Annotated in this window: 15 protein-coding genes; 14 read left to right on the top strand and 1 reads right to left on the bottom strand. The window is 33.4% G+C overall.

What is annotated here, in order from left to right; genetic code table 11:
• Positions 1–13 precede the first annotated feature (13 nt).
• From rfbC to AB3M96_RS02095, 12 genes are all read left to right on the top strand, one after another.
• Positions 14–598: a dTDP-4-dehydrorhamnose 3,5-epimerase gene (gene rfbC, locus AB3M96_RS02150; protein WP_412965921.1), complete on the top strand. Its 585-nt coding sequence runs from the start codon at positions 14–16 to the stop codon at positions 596–598.
• The gene (lhgO, locus tag AB3M96_RS02145; protein ID WP_412965920.1) at positions 585–1,814 is read left to right on the top strand and encodes an L-2-hydroxyglutarate oxidase; all 1,230 of its coding nucleotides are present in this window, start codon (positions 585–587) and stop codon (positions 1,812–1,814) included. The genes rfbC and lhgO overlap by 14 nt, the downstream gene beginning before the upstream one ends.
• 15 nt (positions 1,815–1,829) lie before the next feature.
• Positions 1,830–2,894 (top strand): NAD-dependent epimerase/dehydratase family protein, encoded by a 1,065-nt coding sequence (locus AB3M96_RS02140; protein ID WP_412965919.1) that lies wholly within the window; start codon positions 1,830–1,832, stop codon positions 2,892–2,894.
• Positions 2,895–2,959: 65 nt separating this feature from the next.
• A complete protein-coding gene (locus AB3M96_RS02135) occupies positions 2,960–4,114 on the top strand; it encodes an SAF domain-containing protein (protein ID WP_412965918.1) in 1,155 nt (384 codons plus the stop codon).
• Positions 4,115–4,208: 94 nt separating this feature from the next.
• Positions 4,209–5,033 carry a tyrosine-protein phosphatase gene (locus AB3M96_RS02130; protein ID WP_412965917.1) on the top strand — a complete coding sequence of 275 codons (825 nt, stop codon included), beginning with the start codon at positions 4,209–4,211 and terminating at the stop codon, positions 5,031–5,033.
• A 29-nt stretch (positions 5,034–5,062) separates the two neighbouring features.
• Entirely contained in the window at positions 5,063–5,662 is a 600-nt protein-coding gene (locus AB3M96_RS02125) for a sugar transferase (protein ID WP_412965916.1), read from the top strand.
• Positions 5,663–5,683: 21 nt separating this feature from the next.
• Entirely contained in the window at positions 5,684–6,769 is a 1,086-nt protein-coding gene (locus AB3M96_RS02120; RefSeq protein ID WP_412965915.1) for a carboxylate--amine ligase, read from the top strand.
• Between the two features lie 275 nt (positions 6,770–7,044).
• Entirely contained in the window at positions 7,045–7,770 is a 726-nt protein-coding gene (locus AB3M96_RS02115; RefSeq protein WP_412965914.1) for a metallophosphoesterase family protein, read from the top strand.
• A 41-nt stretch (positions 7,771–7,811) separates the two neighbouring features.
• The gene (gene galE, locus AB3M96_RS02110; protein WP_412965913.1) at positions 7,812–8,849 is read left to right on the top strand and encodes a UDP-glucose 4-epimerase GalE; all 1,038 of its coding nucleotides are present in this window, start codon (positions 7,812–7,814) and stop codon (positions 8,847–8,849) included.
• A 141-nt stretch (positions 8,850–8,990) separates the two neighbouring features.
• Positions 8,991–10,916 carry an asparagine synthase-related protein gene (locus AB3M96_RS02105; protein WP_412965912.1) on the top strand — a complete coding sequence of 642 codons (1,926 nt, stop codon included), beginning with the start codon at positions 8,991–8,993 and terminating at the stop codon, positions 10,914–10,916.
• Positions 10,917–10,930: 14 nt separating this feature from the next.
• Positions 10,931–11,074, top strand: coding sequence for a paeninodin family lasso peptide (locus AB3M96_RS02100; protein ID WP_412965911.1), 144 nt, complete (start codon positions 10,931–10,933; stop codon positions 11,072–11,074).
• 170 nt (positions 11,075–11,244) lie between these two features.
• The gene (locus AB3M96_RS02095) at positions 11,245–12,207 is read left to right on the top strand and encodes a metallophosphoesterase (RefSeq protein ID WP_412965910.1); all 963 of its coding nucleotides are present in this window, start codon (positions 11,245–11,247) and stop codon (positions 12,205–12,207) included.
• 145 nt (positions 12,208–12,352) lie between these two features.
• On the opposite strand, the gene AB3M96_RS02090 is transcribed toward AB3M96_RS02095, so the two are convergent.
• Positions 12,353–13,558, bottom strand: a complete 1,206-nt coding sequence (locus AB3M96_RS02090) for an acyltransferase family protein (RefSeq protein ID WP_412965909.1) — start codon at positions 13,556–13,558, stop codon at positions 12,353–12,355.
• Positions 13,559–14,247: 689 nt separating this feature from the next.
• Between AB3M96_RS02090 and fliB the strand changes: the two genes are divergently transcribed.
• Together fliB and AB3M96_RS02080 are read left to right on the top strand one after the other, a co-directional pair.
• On the top strand, positions 14,248–15,483 hold the full coding sequence (gene fliB / locus AB3M96_RS02085) for a flagellin lysine-N-methylase (RefSeq protein WP_412965908.1): 1,236 nt from the start codon (positions 14,248–14,250) through the stop codon (positions 15,481–15,483).
• 62 nt (positions 15,484–15,545) lie between these two features.
• Complete coding sequence (locus AB3M96_RS02080) at positions 15,546–17,501, top strand: asparagine synthase-related protein (RefSeq protein ID WP_412965907.1); 1,956 nt, start codon at positions 15,546–15,548, stop codon at positions 17,499–17,501.
• Position 17,502: the final 1 nt, after the last annotated feature.

The raw sequence follows: 17,502 nt of genomic DNA, 5'->3' as shown, positions 1-17,502 counted from the left end.
TGGGGGAAACGTGATGAACATAATCGATTCAAAACTTGATGGTGTAAAGATTATTGAGCCAAACGTGTTTAAGGATAATCGTGGTTTTTTCATGGAAAGCTTTAATTTTAAAAGATTCAAAGAGTTGGGGTTAGAATTTAATTTTATCCAAGATAATCATTCTCTATCAGTAGATAAGGATGTAATACGTGGTCTTCATTATCAGCTTAATCCTAAGGGTCAGACAAAGTTAGTAAGAGTAATTACAGGAGCGATATATGATGTAGCTGTTGACATTCGAGAAGGTTCACCAACATATGGGCAGTGGGTAGGTGTTACATTAAGTGAAGAAAATCACCGTATGCTGCTAGTTCCTAAAGGTTTTGCACATGGTTTTTGTACACTAACAGAAAATACTCATGTTCAATACAAGGTTGATGAATATTATTCACCGGAACATGATAAAGGAATACTTTGGAATGATCCTTCACTGGGTATTGACTGGCCAACTGAGAATCCTATTTTGTCAGATAAGGACGCAAAACAACCGTTGTTAAATGATGCAGAAGTAAATTTTTATTATAAGGATAAAGTGGGTACAGGTCATGAAATCCTATGATTACCTTATCATTGGTGGAGGCATAATCGGTTTATCTATTGCAAGGGAATTAAAAAATAGATTTCCAAATCAATCAATTTGTATTTTAGAGAAAGAATCGGATATCGCACAGCATTCAAGCGGAAGAAATAGTGGAGTCTTACATGCTGGATTCTATTATACTGCTAATAGCTTAAAGGCAAGGTTCACAAGAGATGGTAACCAAGAGATGACAAAATACTGTGAAGAGAATGGCCTGAAAATAAATAAGTGTGGGAAGCTGGTAGTGGCCACAAATGAAGCTGAGGTACAGGGGTTAATCGAATTAAAAAAGAGGGCAGAAAAGAATGGTGTAGATTTACGTTGGTTAGATGAATCCGAAGTTCATTTGGTAGACCAAAATGTGAAGACCTATAAAAAAGCTCTTTATTCCCCAACAACCTCATCTGTAAATCCAACTGAGGTATGTCTAACAATAAAGGCAGAGGTAATAAAAAAGGGAGTAGACATCTTTTGTAATACCCATTACCGAGGGAAATCAAATGAAGGAATTAATACTAATAATGGTATATTTACTTGTAACTATTTTATTAATGCTGCAGGACTATACGCAGATAAAATTGCTAAAGATTTTCAATTTGGAGAGAAGTACACCATTATTCCTTTTAAGGGAATCTATTTAAAATACGAAAAAAACAAAACTGATGTTAAAACAAATGTTTACCCGGTACCTAATCTTGCTAATCCTTTTTTAGGCGTTCATTTTACAAAAACTGTAGACGAATCAATTAAAATCGGGCCAACAGCAATTCCTGCTTTTTGGCGAGAAAACTATAGTGGCTTTAAAAACTTTAAGTTTAATGAGTTCTATCAAATTTTATTTTATGAAGCGAAGTTATTTATAAAAAATGCTTTTAATTTTCGCAGTCTTGCTTTTGAAGAAATGAAGAAGTATATGAAATCATATTTTATTGCTCTTTCTTTAAAGATGGTAAAAAAGGTTGATGAAAAAGGTTTTGGAGACTTCATGAGACCTGGTATAAGAGCACAGCTTTTAAATAAAGAAACTTTAGAGCTAGTTCAGGATTTTGTAGTGGAAGGTGATCATAGATCCTTTCATGTATTAAATGCAGTCTCACCAGGATTCACCTGTGCATTTCCTTTTTCACGATATGTTGTTGACGAGATTATGGAGAAACAAGGTAAAAGGAAAGATATAAAAGAAAACATTTTGTGAGGAGGAAAAATACGAATGAAAACAATTCTAGTAACTGGTGCTGGAGGATATATTGGTAGTGTTTTAGTACCAAAATTGTTAGAAAAGGGATATAACGTTAAGGCAGTTGATCGTTTCTTTTTTGGAGTTGATAAGCTTCAACCTCACCCCAATTTAACAATTATTAAAGAAGATTGCAGAAGATTAGAAGAATCTTATTTTACTAATGTGGATGCAGTTATCGATTTAGTTGCTATTTCAAATGACCCAAGTGGAGAGCTATTTAAAGAGGTTACTTATGAAATTAATCATGTTTCAAGAGTGAATACTGCTACTTTTGCTAAAAAGATGGGAGTAAAGCGTTACATTTTACCTTCCTCTTGTAGTATTTATGGATTCCAGGATAAAGAAGCTAGTGTAGATGAGTTATCACCTACGAATCCGTTAACAGTTTATGCAAAGGCAAATGAAAAAGCCGAACAAGAAGTTCTACCTTTAGCTGATGATGAGTTTACTGTCGTTGTCATGAGACAGGCGACGGTTTATGGTTACTCACCAAGGATGAGATTTGATTTAGCGATAAATGGAATGACATATGGTGCATGGGAAAAAGGAGTTATCCCGTTAATGAGAGATGGATCACAATGGAGACCAATGGTACACGTTGAAGATACAACAGATGTGATGTGTCTATTTTTAGAAGCGGAAGCTCATAGAATAAATGGTGAAATATTTAACGTTGGTTCAAACCGTAATAATTATCAATTAGGTCCACTTGCAGAGGAAATTGCATCAGCGCTTCCCAATGATGTGAAGATCGAATGGTATGGTAATCCGGATCATCGTTCTTATCGTGTAAATTTTGATAAGATAGTCCAAACATTGAACTGGGAGGCTAAATATACAGCAGCTGGCGGTGCTCTTGAAATCTTTAAAAAGCTTGAAGGAGGAGTACTTCAAAAGACTGAGCAAACAATTACTCTTAACTGGTATAAAAAGTTAATTGAGTGTCATAATCTTATTAAGAACATTGATATGTATGGTGGTATATTAGAAATAGAAAAAGATGAAGTTTTTAACGATTTAATATCAATAAAGTAAGAAGGACTTTTTTAAAACCATTTGTTCTTTATTAAGAATTTCTACCTGCAATGGAGGAAAATATAGTGGATAAGATAACGAGAATTGGTATAGCAGGCACAGGTTTAATAGGTAAAGGATTGGCAATTGAAATTGATAAACAACCTGATTTGAAACTATCAAAGGTGCTAACCCGCCGTGATATTCAGTCGATGAATGATTATCCTATCACTGAAGTCTTAACAAATTCAGTTGAAGAATTCATTGAGAATTGTGACATGGTAGTTGAATGTAGTGGAGATGTCATTTACGGGACCGAAGTGATTGATAAGGCCATCAAGGCGTCAATCCCAGTGATTACGATGAATGCTGAACTTCAAGTAACGACTGGTTCTTATTTTGCTAGGAGAGGATTTATTACAGAGGCAGAAGGTGATCAACCAGGATGCTTGGCTTCCCTGCATGAAAATGTGGTGCAGATGGGCTTTAAGCCACTAGTTTACGGTAATATTAAAGGCTTTCTTAATGTAGATCCTAAACTGGAAGATATGCAATATTGGTCTAACAGAAATGGAGTAAGGCTTGATATGACTACCTCTTTTACAGATGGTACTAAGGTTCAAATCGAACAGGCATTAGTTGCAAATGGTCTTGGAGCTGGTATTGCTGTTGATGGACTGATAGCACCTAGCTCAGATGATTTAAATAAAACAGGGGCAGAGCTAGCTGAAGAAGCAAATCGGTTAGGACATCCAATTTGTGAATTTGTGTTAGCTCCAAAAGCTCCTCCAGGAGTTTTCATAACAGCTGAACATGATATCCGTCAAAAGGATACATTACGATATTATAAAATGGGAGATGGTCCATTTTATACCATTCTCCAAAACTATCACCTTTGCCACTTAGAAATCATGAAGACAATTAGAAGGGTCATTAATGGAGGGGGAGTTCTATTAAATAATGGAGAACATCCAACCGTTAGTGTAGCAGCTGTCGCCAAACGCTCACTTCAAGCGGGAGAAATAATAGAAAAAGGGATTGGGAGCTTTCAAGTAAGAGGAGAAGCAGTAAATATTGCTACGAATCAAAATCATGTACCAATAGGATTGCTTGTACATGCAGTATTGAAACGTAACGTAGGTGAAGGAGAGATTATTACCTTTGAAGATGTAGAACTGCCTGAAAGTTTAGCTTTATCAGCTTGGTATGAGACTGTCAGCAGAGCCCCTATTAATATTTAAGTATTTATAAGGAGATGGTCAGAAAAATGCCGTCTCCTGAAAGTTCTTTCTTAACTTGATAAATGTAATTTTAATTTAAGATGGGAGACTTCCTATGATCGTTGATATTCACAACCACATTTTACCATGCTTAGATGATGGTCCTAAAAGCTGGGACGAGATGCTGCTACTTGCTAAACAAGCTGTTGAAACAGGGATTACGGATGTTATTGCAACACCACACCATAAACATCAACATAAAGATCATTTCTATGAAAATAATCCTGTACATATTATGAATCTAGTAGAAGAGGCTAATGAGTTATTAAAGAAGAATGCTATACCTTTAACTATATATCCTGGTATTGAATTCCATTTGCATGAGCAAATACAACAAGATATTGAGGAGAGACTTGAGGACTTTCTTTCATTAAATAGTACCGGTGTTTATATGTTAATTGAACCACCATGTCACCACTTACCGGAACGGACAGATAAAGTGTTAAAGCAATTGCAGAAAGTGGGCTTTATTCCTATCATTGCTCATCCAGAGAGGAATCGAGTATTACGAAAGAATCCTTCAATAATCTATAACTGGGTAAAAAATGGGATATTAATACAAGTTACTGCAGGGAGTATTAATGGGACATATGGGAAAAGGCTAAAGCATTTTTCTCTTCATTTATTAGACCATGAGCTCGTTCATTTTGTTGCGTCTGATGCTCATCATCATAGCCGAAGGCAATTTGAATTGATTTCTTCTTATAATTATATTGATCAACACTACTCTTCAAATTATCGAAGGTACCTTGAGAAAAATGCAGCACAAACCATACATGGTAAAACAATCAAAATCCTTGAACCTACTTATATTGATAAGAGAAGGCAATACTTCTTCTTTTACAATCATCCATTAAATCGTATAACAGATATTAGGTAAATGCTGTATTTCGGAGGTGAACTTTAAAAATGAAAAGAATCCTAGATATAATTGGAGCGATTTTCTTGTTGCTTCTTTTTTCTCCAATTATGATCGCTACTGCAATTATTATACTAATAAGTATGGGGTCACCTATATTTTTCAAACAAATCCGTCCAGGTCTTCATGGAAAACCTTTTACGATTTATAAATTTAGAACAATGATTGACAAAAGAGATTCTACTGGAAAAATGTTACCAGGTAAGCATCGATTAACTAGATTTGGAATTTGGTTAAGGAAATACAGTTTAGACGAGTTGCCTCAGCTTTTTAATGTCTTAAAGGGTCAGTTAAGTCTAGTTGGTCCTAGACCATTGCTAACCGAATATTTAACTTTATATACAAAAGAGCAAGCACGAAGACATGAGGTAAAGCCTGGCATAACGGGTTGGGCACAAATTAATGGTAGAAATTCAATTGATTGGGATCAAAAATTTGATTTGGATTTGTGGTATGTCGAGAATCAATCAATTTGGATTGATATTAAAATCTTACTGTTAACCATAAAAAAAGTAATTAAAAAAGAGGGTATTGGCGCAAAGGAACATTATAGTATGGAACGATACAAAGGGATTAGTAAGAATATGTAGAGACAAAATAAGAGGTGTAAAATGGAAAAAATCATAATTACTGATGTAGGTGTGGCTCCAGCAGAAAATGTTATTAAATCATTAAATAAATCCAAAACAAAGGAAGAAATTGTTGGTATTTCAAGAAACCCTTTTAATCTTTTTTCCTCCAAAGCAAAAACAAAAAGGCACATCCCATATGAATATGCGTTTGGTAATGAGTATAAGCAGTCTTTACTCAAAATAGTAAATAAAGAAAAGCCGAGTTTAGCAGTTTTTATGAATGATCATGAGATACTGGAAGCTTCAAAGTTTAGAGATGAAATCATTTCAACTGGAACAAAATTGTTTATGCCAGAACATCGTGTTATTGAAGCATGCACAGATAAATATCAATCTTATAGTATATGGGAATCAAACGGGATAAAGGTCCCTAAAACGATGATTATTAATCATCAAGATGATCTAAAAAATGCTTTTCACCAACTTGGAAACCAAGAAGGAAAGATTTGGTTACGATCAACGGTTGGAGCGGGTGGAAAAGGAGCATTGCCGACTAACGATTATGAGTTTGCTAAAAACTGGATTGATATATATAACGGATGGGGAACATTTACTGCATCAGAATTACTTCAGTCTGATAAAACTGTAACATGGCTTTCAGTTTGGTATGAAGGAGAGCTTGTTGTTGCTCAAACTCGGAGACGAAAGTCTTGGGGCTTTGGGAATCGTACATTATCGGGGGTAACGGGGATAACTGGAGTTGGCGAGACATATTCAGATGATATTGTGAATAGGGTCGCCCTTGATACAATACTTGCGATAGATAATCGTCCTCACGGTGTATATGGTGTCGATATGACATATGATCAGAATGATTTTCCAAATCCTACTGAAATAAATATGCGCTTTTTTACAACCTGCTACTTTTTTACTGAAGCAGGGTTAAATATGCCTGAAATCTATAAGGATATTATTCTTTATAACAAGTTCCCAACACTAGAGAAAAAAATAAACCCATTACCCGATGGATTATTATGGATTCGGGATATGGACCGAGAGCCGATGTTAACAACTGAAGATGAGGTAATGAAGGTGATTCATGAACAAGAAGGTGCCCTATTTTAGAGAAAGAGGTAAACTTATAATCCCCATGAAATAATGAACTGTTATAGGGAGTAGTCAGCGGGTCTAGGCTACTCCTACAATTTCTTGGAAAGAAGCGATTGATTAAGTAACATTATGCGGTTATTTTTATGCTTTTAATCGCATTTTTGTAAATATAATAGCGTGTATTCCAACGTTTTATAGGATAAAACTGATATATAATTCATAATTTGTATAGTGAATAAAAGGTGTCCATACATAATGTAAACTATTGAGAAAAAGAAGAGGTGTAACAAGTGAAACTAGCTTTTATTTCGGATATCCATGGAAATGCAGTAGCATTTGAGGCTGTTCTTCAGGATATTGAAAAGAAAAATATTGAAAAAGTGTACGTCTTAGGTGATTTATGTTTTAGAGGGCCGGAACCAAAGAGTTCACTAGATTTGGTTAGATCCTTACATACAGAAGTTATTAAAGGAAATGCAGATGAATGGTTGGTCCGAGGGGTGAGAAAAGGGGAGGTCCCTGATCAGGCACTTGAGATCATGAACTTAGAACGTAATTGGGCATTTTCGCAACTGAGCGAGGAAGATATAGATTATTTGGAGAAACTTCCAACTAGTCTCTCATTGGAGTTTGAGGGTAAGAAAATAAACGCCTTCCACGCTACACCAGATAGTCTGTTTGAAATTGTGTTACCCTCTGAAGCTGACCAAATTGTCCAAAATACTTTGATAAAGGATACAGAAGCAGATATTTATATCTATGCTCATATCCATAAGCCTTATATTAAATTTATTAATGGAAAATGCATTATAAATACAGGAAGTGTTGGCCTACCGTTTGACGGTCTTGCACAATCTTCCTATGCTATGATTGACATACAAGACAAAGCTATTCAAGCAACAATTGTAAGAGTGCCATATGATGTTGAAAAGGTTAAGAAGCAATATACTGAAACAAATTATCCAAATAAGGAATTACTAATTAACATTATACAAAACGGAGAGCTGCCTAAATAGGTGGCTCTTTTTTGATATGCAAATATAAAGGGGATTTGTTTATGAAAATATTGGTCACTGGTGGAGCAGGTTATATTGGGAGTCATGCTTGTGTAGAATTAGTAAAGGCAGGCTTTGAATTGGTAATTGTGGATAACCTCTCGAATAGTAAAATTGAATCGATAAATCGGATAAGAGAAATTACCGGGGTAGATATTACATTTTATAATATTAATTTGTGTAATAAGGTATCTTTAGAGAAGGTATTTATTGAAAATGAAATTACAGCAGTTATACATTTTGCTGGTCTAAAAGCTGTTGGGGAATCTGTTCAGATACCACTTCACTATTATAATAACAATATCGTTGGAACATTAAACTTATGCGAATTGATGGAGAAATATAAGGTATATAATTTGGTATTCAGTTCATCAGCAACCGTTTATGGATCTCAAGACATCGTACCACTTAAAGAAGATTTACCTCTTCACGCTACAAATCCATATGGAAGAACTAAGCTTATGATAGAACAGATCTTACAGGACCTATATATTTCAAATAATGATTGGAGTATTTCATTACTAAGATATTTTAATCCGGTGGGAGCTCATTGTAGTGGGAGAATCGGTGAGGACCCTAATGGAATACCTAATAATTTAGTACCATTTATCACACAAGTGGCTATTGGTAAGCGATCAAAGCTAAAAGTGTTTGGTAATGATTACCCTACTCATGATGGTACAGGAATTAGAGATTATATTCACGTGGTAGATTTAGCTATTGGCCATGTAAAGGCTTTGGAGCAGGTTTTGGAAACAAATGGAGTCAACGCCTATAATCTTGGAACCGGAACTGGATATAGTGTTTTAGAAATGATTCAGTCCTTTGAACAGGTTTCTTTTAAAAAAATCCCATATGAAATTGTAGACAGGAGACCCGGAGATAGTCCGATAAGTTATGCTGACGTATCGAAAGCAAAAAGAGAGCTAAATTGGGTAGCACAAAAGACACTAATTGATATGTGTAAAGACTCTTGGAGATGGCAAGTGAATAATCCAAATGGGTATGAAACTACTGAAATGCAAGTTGAACTTAAATAAAGTGGTACACTAGGCTATCAATTTAAGGTAGTTATTTTGTAAGTTTTGTCGTTCTTAATAAAGAAAAGAAGTTGCGAATACTAGCCCAAAATCATATTTTAGGCAAATTTTTTAATAGAAGAATAATGTAGGAGGAAACAAATGAGTGCAATAGCTGGAATCTATAATGGTATTAACGAATCTGTTATTGAGAATGGTAGTACTTTAATGAAGTACCTTCAGAGATTTCCAGCAGATGATATTAAAACTTGGCACCAGGATAATGTATTTCTTGGATGTCATGCACAGTGGATTACTCCAGAATCAATAAATGAAAGGCTACCATATTACGATTCAGAAAGTAGAGTTACGATAACTGCTGATGCAATTATTGACAATCGAGATGAGTTATTCGAGAAATTACAGGTAAGTAGATACGAAAGGGAAACAGTTTCAGATAGCCAATTAATTCTATTGGCTTACTTGAAGTGGGGACAAGACTCTGCTAAGTTCCTGATAGGGGATTTTGCCTTTATGATTTGGGATGAGAAAAAGCAAATGCTTTTTGGTGCGAGAGATTTCTCAGGAAGTAGAACTCTTTATTATTATAACGACGATAAGAGATTTGCCTTTTGTACTGTAATAGAGCCATTATTAATGTTGCCTTATGTTAATAAGAGGTTAAACGAAAGTTGGCTAGCTGAGTTTTTAGCTATCACAACAGTAGTAGATACAGTTGATACTTCCAATACTGCTTATCAAGGAATTAATCAAGTACCTCCTTCACATAGTATTGTAATTAAAGAGAATAAAGTTTCTATTAATAGATATTGTTACGTTCCTACAGGAGAAAAGCTAAAGCTAAAAGCAAACGATGAATATGTTGAAGCTTTTCAGGAGGTTTTTCAAAAAGCGGTCCGTTCAAGGTTACGAACTTTTAGGGGTGTTGGGTCTCACTTGAGCGGTGGTTTGGATTCTGGAGCAGTAGTTAGCTTTGCAGCAAAAGACCTTCAAGAAAAAGCGCTTAATACGTTTAGTTATATTCCGTCAAATGACTTTGAGGACTATACTCCAAAGTATTTGTTACCTAATGAGACGCCCTTAATAAAGTCAACCGTGGAGTATGTAGGAGGTATTAAATCTCATTATTTAGATTTTGACGGTCGTAATCCATACATGGAAATTGATGATTTTCTCGCGACAAATGAGCTGCCATATAAGTTCTTTGAAAACTCTTTCTGGATAAAGGGGATTTTCGAAAAAGCTCACAAAGAGAATGTAGGTGTTTTGTTAAGTGGCGGTAGAGGGAATTTAAGTATTTCTTGGGGCTCTGCATTAGATTATTACTCCTTACTCTTAAAAGGACTACGTTGGAGTCGTCTTATCAAAGAATTAAATTACTATAGTCAAAATGTAGGTGGAGCAAGAATGCGAAGGCTTCCCGTGATTACAAGAGTAGCATTTCCATTCCTTGATCAATTATTTAGTAAGCCATATTATGTACCAAGTCTAATTAATTCCAAATTCGCTAAGAGGACCGGTGTTTTAGATAAGCTTAGGCAACATGGTATAGATGAAACTGGTTGGTATTCAACTACTAATATTTTTGAGCACCGTAAAAAGCATTTTGAGGAAGTGTTCCATTGGAATGCGACAAATACCTTATCTACTAAACTATCACTACGTTACTCTGTATGGAAACGTGATCCAACAAATGATATACGAGTAATCCGGTACTGTTTGTCTATACCTGAAGAGCAATATGTTCAAAATGGCTTAGACCGTGCCCTTATTCGCAGGGCAACAAAGAACTATTTACCGGATACAGTTAGACTGAACCAACGATATAAAGGAGTTCAGGGTGCTGATTGGGTCCATCGTATGAAACCATATTGGACCTCATTTTTAAAAGAGGCAAGGGAACTTGCTTTAGACAATAGAATGCAAGAATACATAGATGGTGGAGTATTTAAACAGGGTCTATTAAAAGCAGAAGAAGGAGCTCTTCCTCGATTTGCTACAGATCCGGATATTAGAAATCTAATGCGAAGCGTTGTTCTGTATCGATTCATAAACACATTTACCTGAAAGGGGGTGAAAAAGTGAAAAAGGAATGGGAAAAACCAGAATTAGAAGTATTGGAGATAAGTAAGACGATGGCGAACACTAATCCGGGTGACTTTATCGATGATTCATTTCCAGCGAATACCCGATTTAGTGATTTAACCTGGGGTGTCGATAGTTAAGGTTACGAAGGCATCAAACAATACACCAAAGTACAATATCATTAGGTAAGAGCCCCGTTATCGGGGCTTTTTGATAAATTACATATTCAAGTATTAATTTTTCTAAAACAATTTTCTAAGAATGATACGAAAATGTGGTGAATACAATGAAAAAGGCAGGAGGGTATTTTTTGATTGCTATTTTTATTTCAATTATAGCCATAACAGTTTATACAATTTGGGATAATAAACGAATCAAAATAGTAGAGCAAGAAATAGTAATCGATAATTTACCAGTGGAATTAGAAGGCTATACGATTCTCCAAGTGTCAGATTTACATGAAGAGGTGTTTGGAAAGAGTCAAGCAAGATTAATTGATAAGATAAATTCAGTACCATACGATGCTATTGTATTCACAGGAGATATGTTGGTTAGCAAAACTAGTAAAAATTACAGCACTTTTTATAATTTGCTGGATGGAATAGAAAATAAAGAAGTAGCATACTTTGTGCCCGGTAACACAGATCCACAGAGCTACTATGTAAATAAGGAAGGGCAATTTTTAAAAGTAGATTTTATAAAAGAGATGGAAAAGCGTGGAGTAAAACTATTAGAATCCTTTCAGTCTGTAGAAATTAGAAATTCAAAAGTCCATTTCGTTAACTTCGAAATATCAATTCTTAATGATTCGTATATCCAATCTACCAATAAGAAAATTGAATCAAAGAGTTTATCATATACAGGACATCTAGAATATTATTTGCAATTGTATCAGAAGATAAAAGCAATCAAATATAATAAAGATATGGATGTAATAATAGCGTTAAATCATTACCCAATAGTTGACGCAAGGATTGACAGTATTGCGGCAGATTCAGCAAACACACTTATGAATTACGATTTAATTATTGCTGGACATTACCATGGTGGTCAGATTCGCTTACCGTTTATAGGTGCTGTATTTGTTCCTGAAGCTTGGGATGAAAATAACGGTTTTTTTCCTCCACAAGATAGGGTTAAAGGTTTATGGGAGTATAAAAATATTAAACAATATGTAAGTGCAGGGCTTGGAAGTAGTAATGCAAGACCATATTTGAATTTTCGTTTTTTGAATACTCCAGAAATTAATGTTTTAACTCTTAAGGGCAAGTAAAATACTTTACTATTATTAAATGGTATTTGACGTAAATGAAATTAATTGGGTATTCATGAATGATATAATAATTCAAATGGCCATTCTATTACTATTACTCCACATAAATAAAATTTAAGAAGCACCGTTCCCGGTGCTTTTAGTGCTAACCTGCAATATTCCCTTTTCTTATTTCCACTTTTTTCCTTAGACCTAATGAAAGTGATATAACAAATTTTCGTATGTTTGAAGTCTTAGCCTCAGTAAACCTTGAAAAATAATATGCAATAATGCAAAGTATTGTCACTAGTACGAGCTCGATCCCAAATGATACTATACTGGGCTGTAGGCCATTATATCCTTTCATAGCTCCCCAACCGTAAACCGTGTTTATAATTGGATAATGTATTAAGTAAAGACTAAATGAAAAACTAGCTAGAATCCTGGAGAATTTTCCAAATCTCTTTAGTTCAATTCTTTTTAACTTATTTGGCATTACATATACCAATGTGTAAATAAATAGGCCAAAACTTAATCCCACAAAAAGATCTGCGAAAAATAAATCTTCTGTCCAACCATTGGTAAATAACCTACCTGTCATTACCAATGGTCTAACAGTTATAGATACTAACAATAGGAAGAGAGATGAGATTAAAATTAATTTACGATTGTTCATTGATACTCTTGGGAAGAAAAGAACTGCTACACCAATTAACCAAATAACAAAATATGAGTTCATACGTGTCCCAATTGTTGAAATAATTAACACCGCTAACATTAAATAAAACACCTTTAAAATTATCTTTTGTTTAGTAAACAATAAGAATATCAGAGGAAAAAGCATATAATACCAAAATTCATAACTTAAACTCCATAAAGGTGCATTTGATCCATAAACACCAACAAAGATATTTTGGAGAAAAAATAAGTTGCCTACAAATTCTATGGAATTTTCAAAGAGAGTTTCATAACCCTGGTAATTAAATAGATTCATAGCAATACTATCCAAAATAAATGTAAGGATTAATGCTGGTATTAATACAACTAAAAGTCTTGATAATCGATTTATCAAATATGATTCCCATGTCCATTTACTCTGAAGAACTGCTTTAAGTACAGATCTTGAAATAAACAGTCCACTTAATACAAAGAATATAATTACTGAAGGACCTCCAAGAATATTTAGAAGATATAGACCTTGTACAAGTAAATTTGGATTTTCTACATTTCCATATCCCACAAACAGCCTTGAACTTAAATGTTCCATTACTACTAATATTGCTGAAATACCACGAATTAAATCTAAATAAATTGATACATTCCCTTCTAAGAACTTGTCAGCTTTGGCAAAATTTGAATATAACTTATTCATTCAGACTCCTTTCTGAAAATAGAATTGTTTCGGTATGGATAAAAACCATGAAGCTATAAAAGTGCTTTGAAAATATAATTTTAAATTAAGAATCAGTGTAATTTTTATAGAACGTGGAAAATGAATTTATTATGTTGAAATTTTAACTATTTACTTCTATTTTTATATTTTATACCACATTTTGTTCGTTTTAAAGAATAAACCTTCGACGTTTTACTACAAATATATCTTTTTGTAGATAGTATAGCTGCAGGTTTGGACAATATAAATTTAATTATCTAGGCATTATAATGTGTGTTTGTCTTTTCCAGGGAGAACAACGTTTTTTTCACTCTGGCCAAAAATTATAATTGATTATAAGGAGATCGAGATTTCAAAGAAAATATTTGTGTAGGACGTGAAAGCAGTAATACTAGACTTTATACAATTACCTAAAAAAATTGGTGTGCTAGTATTAGTAAATGGAGGACACATAATATTTTGTTGTCTATTTATAATCTTTGGATTGACGGAGTGGTATAAAGATGATAAATTACATATAAGTTGTTCTTAATAAAGAAAAATATTTAAGTTTTTTATCGTATTATTTCAATATTTTTTATACTCTTATTGTTCTTTATACAGAACTTTTTTCGATATTAAACTAATTATTAAAAAAACACATAAGTTTTTTGGAGAGGAAAATTGAATTGGAAACAAGAGCTGTACTTACCCCACAATATCTAGAAGAATTTTCGTGTATAGGATCTAATTGTGAAGATACCTGTTGCTCAGGTTGGAGAATCACCATTGATCAGAAGACATATGAAAAGTATCAACAACTTGAAGATGGTGACTTAAAGGCTTCTCTAAAACAATATATGAGAAAAATTGATCAGAAACCTAGCAAAGAGCGATTTGCAGAACTTTCATTAAACTCTGAATCCTACTGCCCTTTATTAAATGACAATAAACTTTGTAGTGTCCATATTGAAAGAGGGGAAAGTTACCTACCAAATCTCTGTGCAACCTTTCCAAGAGTTACTAACGTCATAAATGGAAATTTCGAAACTTCTGGTACTTTGTCATGTCCCGAAATTGCTCGATTAGCTCTATTAAATAAAAACGGAATATCATTTGTAGAAAAAGATGAATCAAATGAAGTGAGACATTTAATTTACTATAACTTAAATACTGAGAGTCAGAAATCAACACACGTTGGTCAATATTTTATTGAACTTCGTTCATTTTCAATTGAACTACTGCAGAATAGAAAATTAACTTTATCTTTTAGGCTGCTCATTCTGGGATTGTTTTTTGAACAAGTAAAAGAATACATTGCTACTAATGATAAATCGGGAATCCAAGGATTAATTGAAGAGTATTTGAATTTAATAGATAGTGATGGAATTTTAAAAAGAATCAGTGGTTTGCCAACTTCTGTTAGAAAACAAATGGAGATTGGAAGAAAATTCATAGATATGGGACTATTTACAGGGCTTAAAGATCAGAGGTATCTAACATGCATACTAGAATCCTTAGAGGGTCTTAATTATACAAATGATAACCTTGGAGAAGATAGTATAGATTTATATAAACAAATATATCAAGGAACATATACAGACTTCTTTTCTAAACATGAGTATATATTAGAGAATTATTTAGTTAATTATTGTTTTAAAAGCTTGTTTCCTCTTGATAAAGAAAAGGACGTGTTTAATGCTTATTGTTTGTTAATCGCTAACTATTCACTTGTAAAAATGCTAGTCATCGGAATGATGGCTAAATATAAAGAATCATTCAATTTAAATAATGTTATAGATATTATACAAACTCATACAAGAAACGTGGAGCACCATCAACATCACTTAGTTCATATGAGAGAGTTTATAAAAGAATATCAACTTAATAAATTTGAAGAGATGGCAATTCTTATTAATAATTAAAAGATTTGAAATGTTATTTCTAACCTTTTATATAATGACATTTTGATTAGTTGGAGGTAATTATGAGTGCAATTGCTGGAATATACAATCTAAACGAAGAACCAATATCTCCAGTACAAACAAAGAAAATGATGGGAACATTTCTTCAATATCCCGCAGACATGATACATACATTTCATAAGGACAATATCTTTTTAGGATGCCATGGTCAATGGATTACTCCGGAGTCAATTGGAGAAGTATTACCTTTGTATGACTATGAACGACAAATTTATATTACATCAGATGCTATTATAGATAACCGAATTGAACTTTTTGAAAAACTCAACATAGACGTAGGTAAAAGAAAGACAATAACGGATGCCCAATTAATTGTAATGGGATATTGTAAATGGGAAGAAGAGGTACCGAAACACTTAATTGGAGACTTTGCTTTTATAATTTGGGATGAAAAAAATAGAAAACTCTTTGGTGCAAGAGATTTTTCAGGGTCACGAACACTATATTACTATTCAGACCAATCAAGAGTAGCATTTTCAACAACAATCGAATCTTTGTTCACACTACCCTATGTTGACAAGGAGCTAAATGAAGAATGGATAGCTGAATTTATTACGATACCGAGTATGGTTGATGCAATCGATACTAACTCAACCGTATATAAGCATATCAAACAAATTCCACCTTCACATTCCATAACAATTACTAATAATAAAATTAACCTTTCTCGTTATTGTAATGTCGTAGTAGGACAGAAGATAAAGTTTAAAACAGATGCCGAATACGAAGAAGCATTTAAAGAAGTGTTTAACAGATCTGTAACAGATAGACTTCGAACTTACGGTGAAGTAGGCTCGCAATTAAGTGGAGGTCTTGATTCTGGGGCAGTAGTTAGCTTTGCAGCAAGGGCACTTAAAAAACGTAATAAAAAATTAAATACATACAGTTTCATTCCTGAAAGTAATTTTAAAGATTGGACATCAAAATACTTTGTATCTGATGAGAGACCATTTATTAAGGAAACTGTAAATTTTGTAGGTAATATAAATGATCATTACTTAGACTTTCCAGGGAAAAACGCTTTTTTAGAAATAGAAAGTTTTCTGCAAATTAATGAAATGCCATACAAGTTCTTTGAAAACTCTTTTTGGTTAAGTGGAATAAATGAGTATTCAGCAAAAAATGGTACAAAAATTCTATTAAATGGTGCTAGAGGTAATTTTTCTATTTCTTGGGGTTCAATTGAAATTAACTTAAACTATTACGCGAAATTGTTGAGAAAAATGAAATTAATTCATCTTTATAAAGAATTGGATTTATATTGTAAAAACTTCTCCACAGGGAAATCAAATGTATTACCAGCAGTTATAAAAAAAGGTTTTCCTATATTAAATATGTTTCTTATGAGCGAGAAATCCTTTGGTACAGATGAATTTCCAAAATTAATAAGCAATTCCTTAGAGAAACGCACAAATGTTTATGAAAAGCTTGATTCATTTGGGTTTAATAATGACCATAGAAACAGAAATAACTTATTCAATATTCGAGATGAACACTTTGAGAAGTTATTTTTTTGGAATAAAACAGGAACAGCATCTACTAAGCTATCTTTAAGAAACTCATTGTGGGAGAGAGATCCCACTAATGATTTAAGGGTGATTCGATATTGTTTGTCTATCCCGGAGGACCAATATTCAAAAAGAGGATTGGATCGATCTTTAATTAGAAGAGCAACTAAGGGTGTCCTTCCAGAAAAAGTAAGATTTAATAATAAAAGTCGTGGTATTCAGTCCGCTGATCTGATACACAGACTAACACCTGTTTGGAAACAGTTTATCGATGAACTCCATCAAGTGTCTACTGACGATAGAATAGGTAAATATATTAATCAAACTATAGTAAAAAATGTTGTTTCTAAATATGAAAATATACCTCGTCCAGAATATATTTTTAATACTGACTTTAGAGCCTTAACTAGGTGTCTAGTTTTCTATCGTTTTATTAAAAGTTTAAACTAGA

It is taken from the genome of Ferdinandcohnia jepli (assembly GCF_047246645.1).
Classification (GTDB): Bacteria; Bacillota; Bacilli; order Bacillales; family Bacillaceae_L; genus Ferdinandcohnia.
This window is presented reverse-complemented; position numbering and strand designations above follow the sequence as displayed.

Bases quoted from the DNA above. Each gene is read 5' to 3' on its own strand.
- AB3M96_RS02105 (WP_412965912.1), top strand. From the start codon at position 8,991: ATGAGTGCAATAGCTGGAATCTATAATGGTATTAACGAATCTGTTATT.
- AB3M96_RS02120 (WP_412965915.1), top strand. From the start codon at position 5,684: ATGGAAAAAATCATAATTACTGATGTAGGTGTGGCTCCAGCAGAAAAT.
- AB3M96_RS02130 (WP_412965917.1), top strand. From the start codon at position 4,209: ATGATCGTTGATATTCACAACCACATTTTACCATGCTTAGATGATGGT.
- rfbC (WP_412965921.1), top strand. From the start codon at position 14: ATGAACATAATCGATTCAAAACTTGATGGTGTAAAGATTATTGAGCCA.
- AB3M96_RS02140 (WP_412965919.1), top strand. From the start codon at position 1,830: ATGAAAACAATTCTAGTAACTGGTGCTGGAGGATATATTGGTAGTGTT.
- galE (WP_412965913.1), top strand. From the start codon at position 7,812: ATGAAAATATTGGTCACTGGTGGAGCAGGTTATATTGGGAGTCATGCT.
- AB3M96_RS02125 (WP_412965916.1), top strand. From the start codon at position 5,063: ATGAAAAGAATCCTAGATATAATTGGAGCGATTTTCTTGTTGCTTCTT.
- AB3M96_RS02080 (WP_412965907.1), top strand. From the start codon at position 15,546: ATGAGTGCAATTGCTGGAATATACAATCTAAACGAAGAACCAATATCT.
- AB3M96_RS02090 (WP_412965909.1), bottom strand. From the start codon at position 13,558: ATGAATAAGTTATATTCAAATTTTGCCAAAGCTGACAAGTTCTTAGAA.
- lhgO (WP_412965920.1), top strand. From the start codon at position 585: ATGAAATCCTATGATTACCTTATCATTGGTGGAGGCATAATCGGTTTA.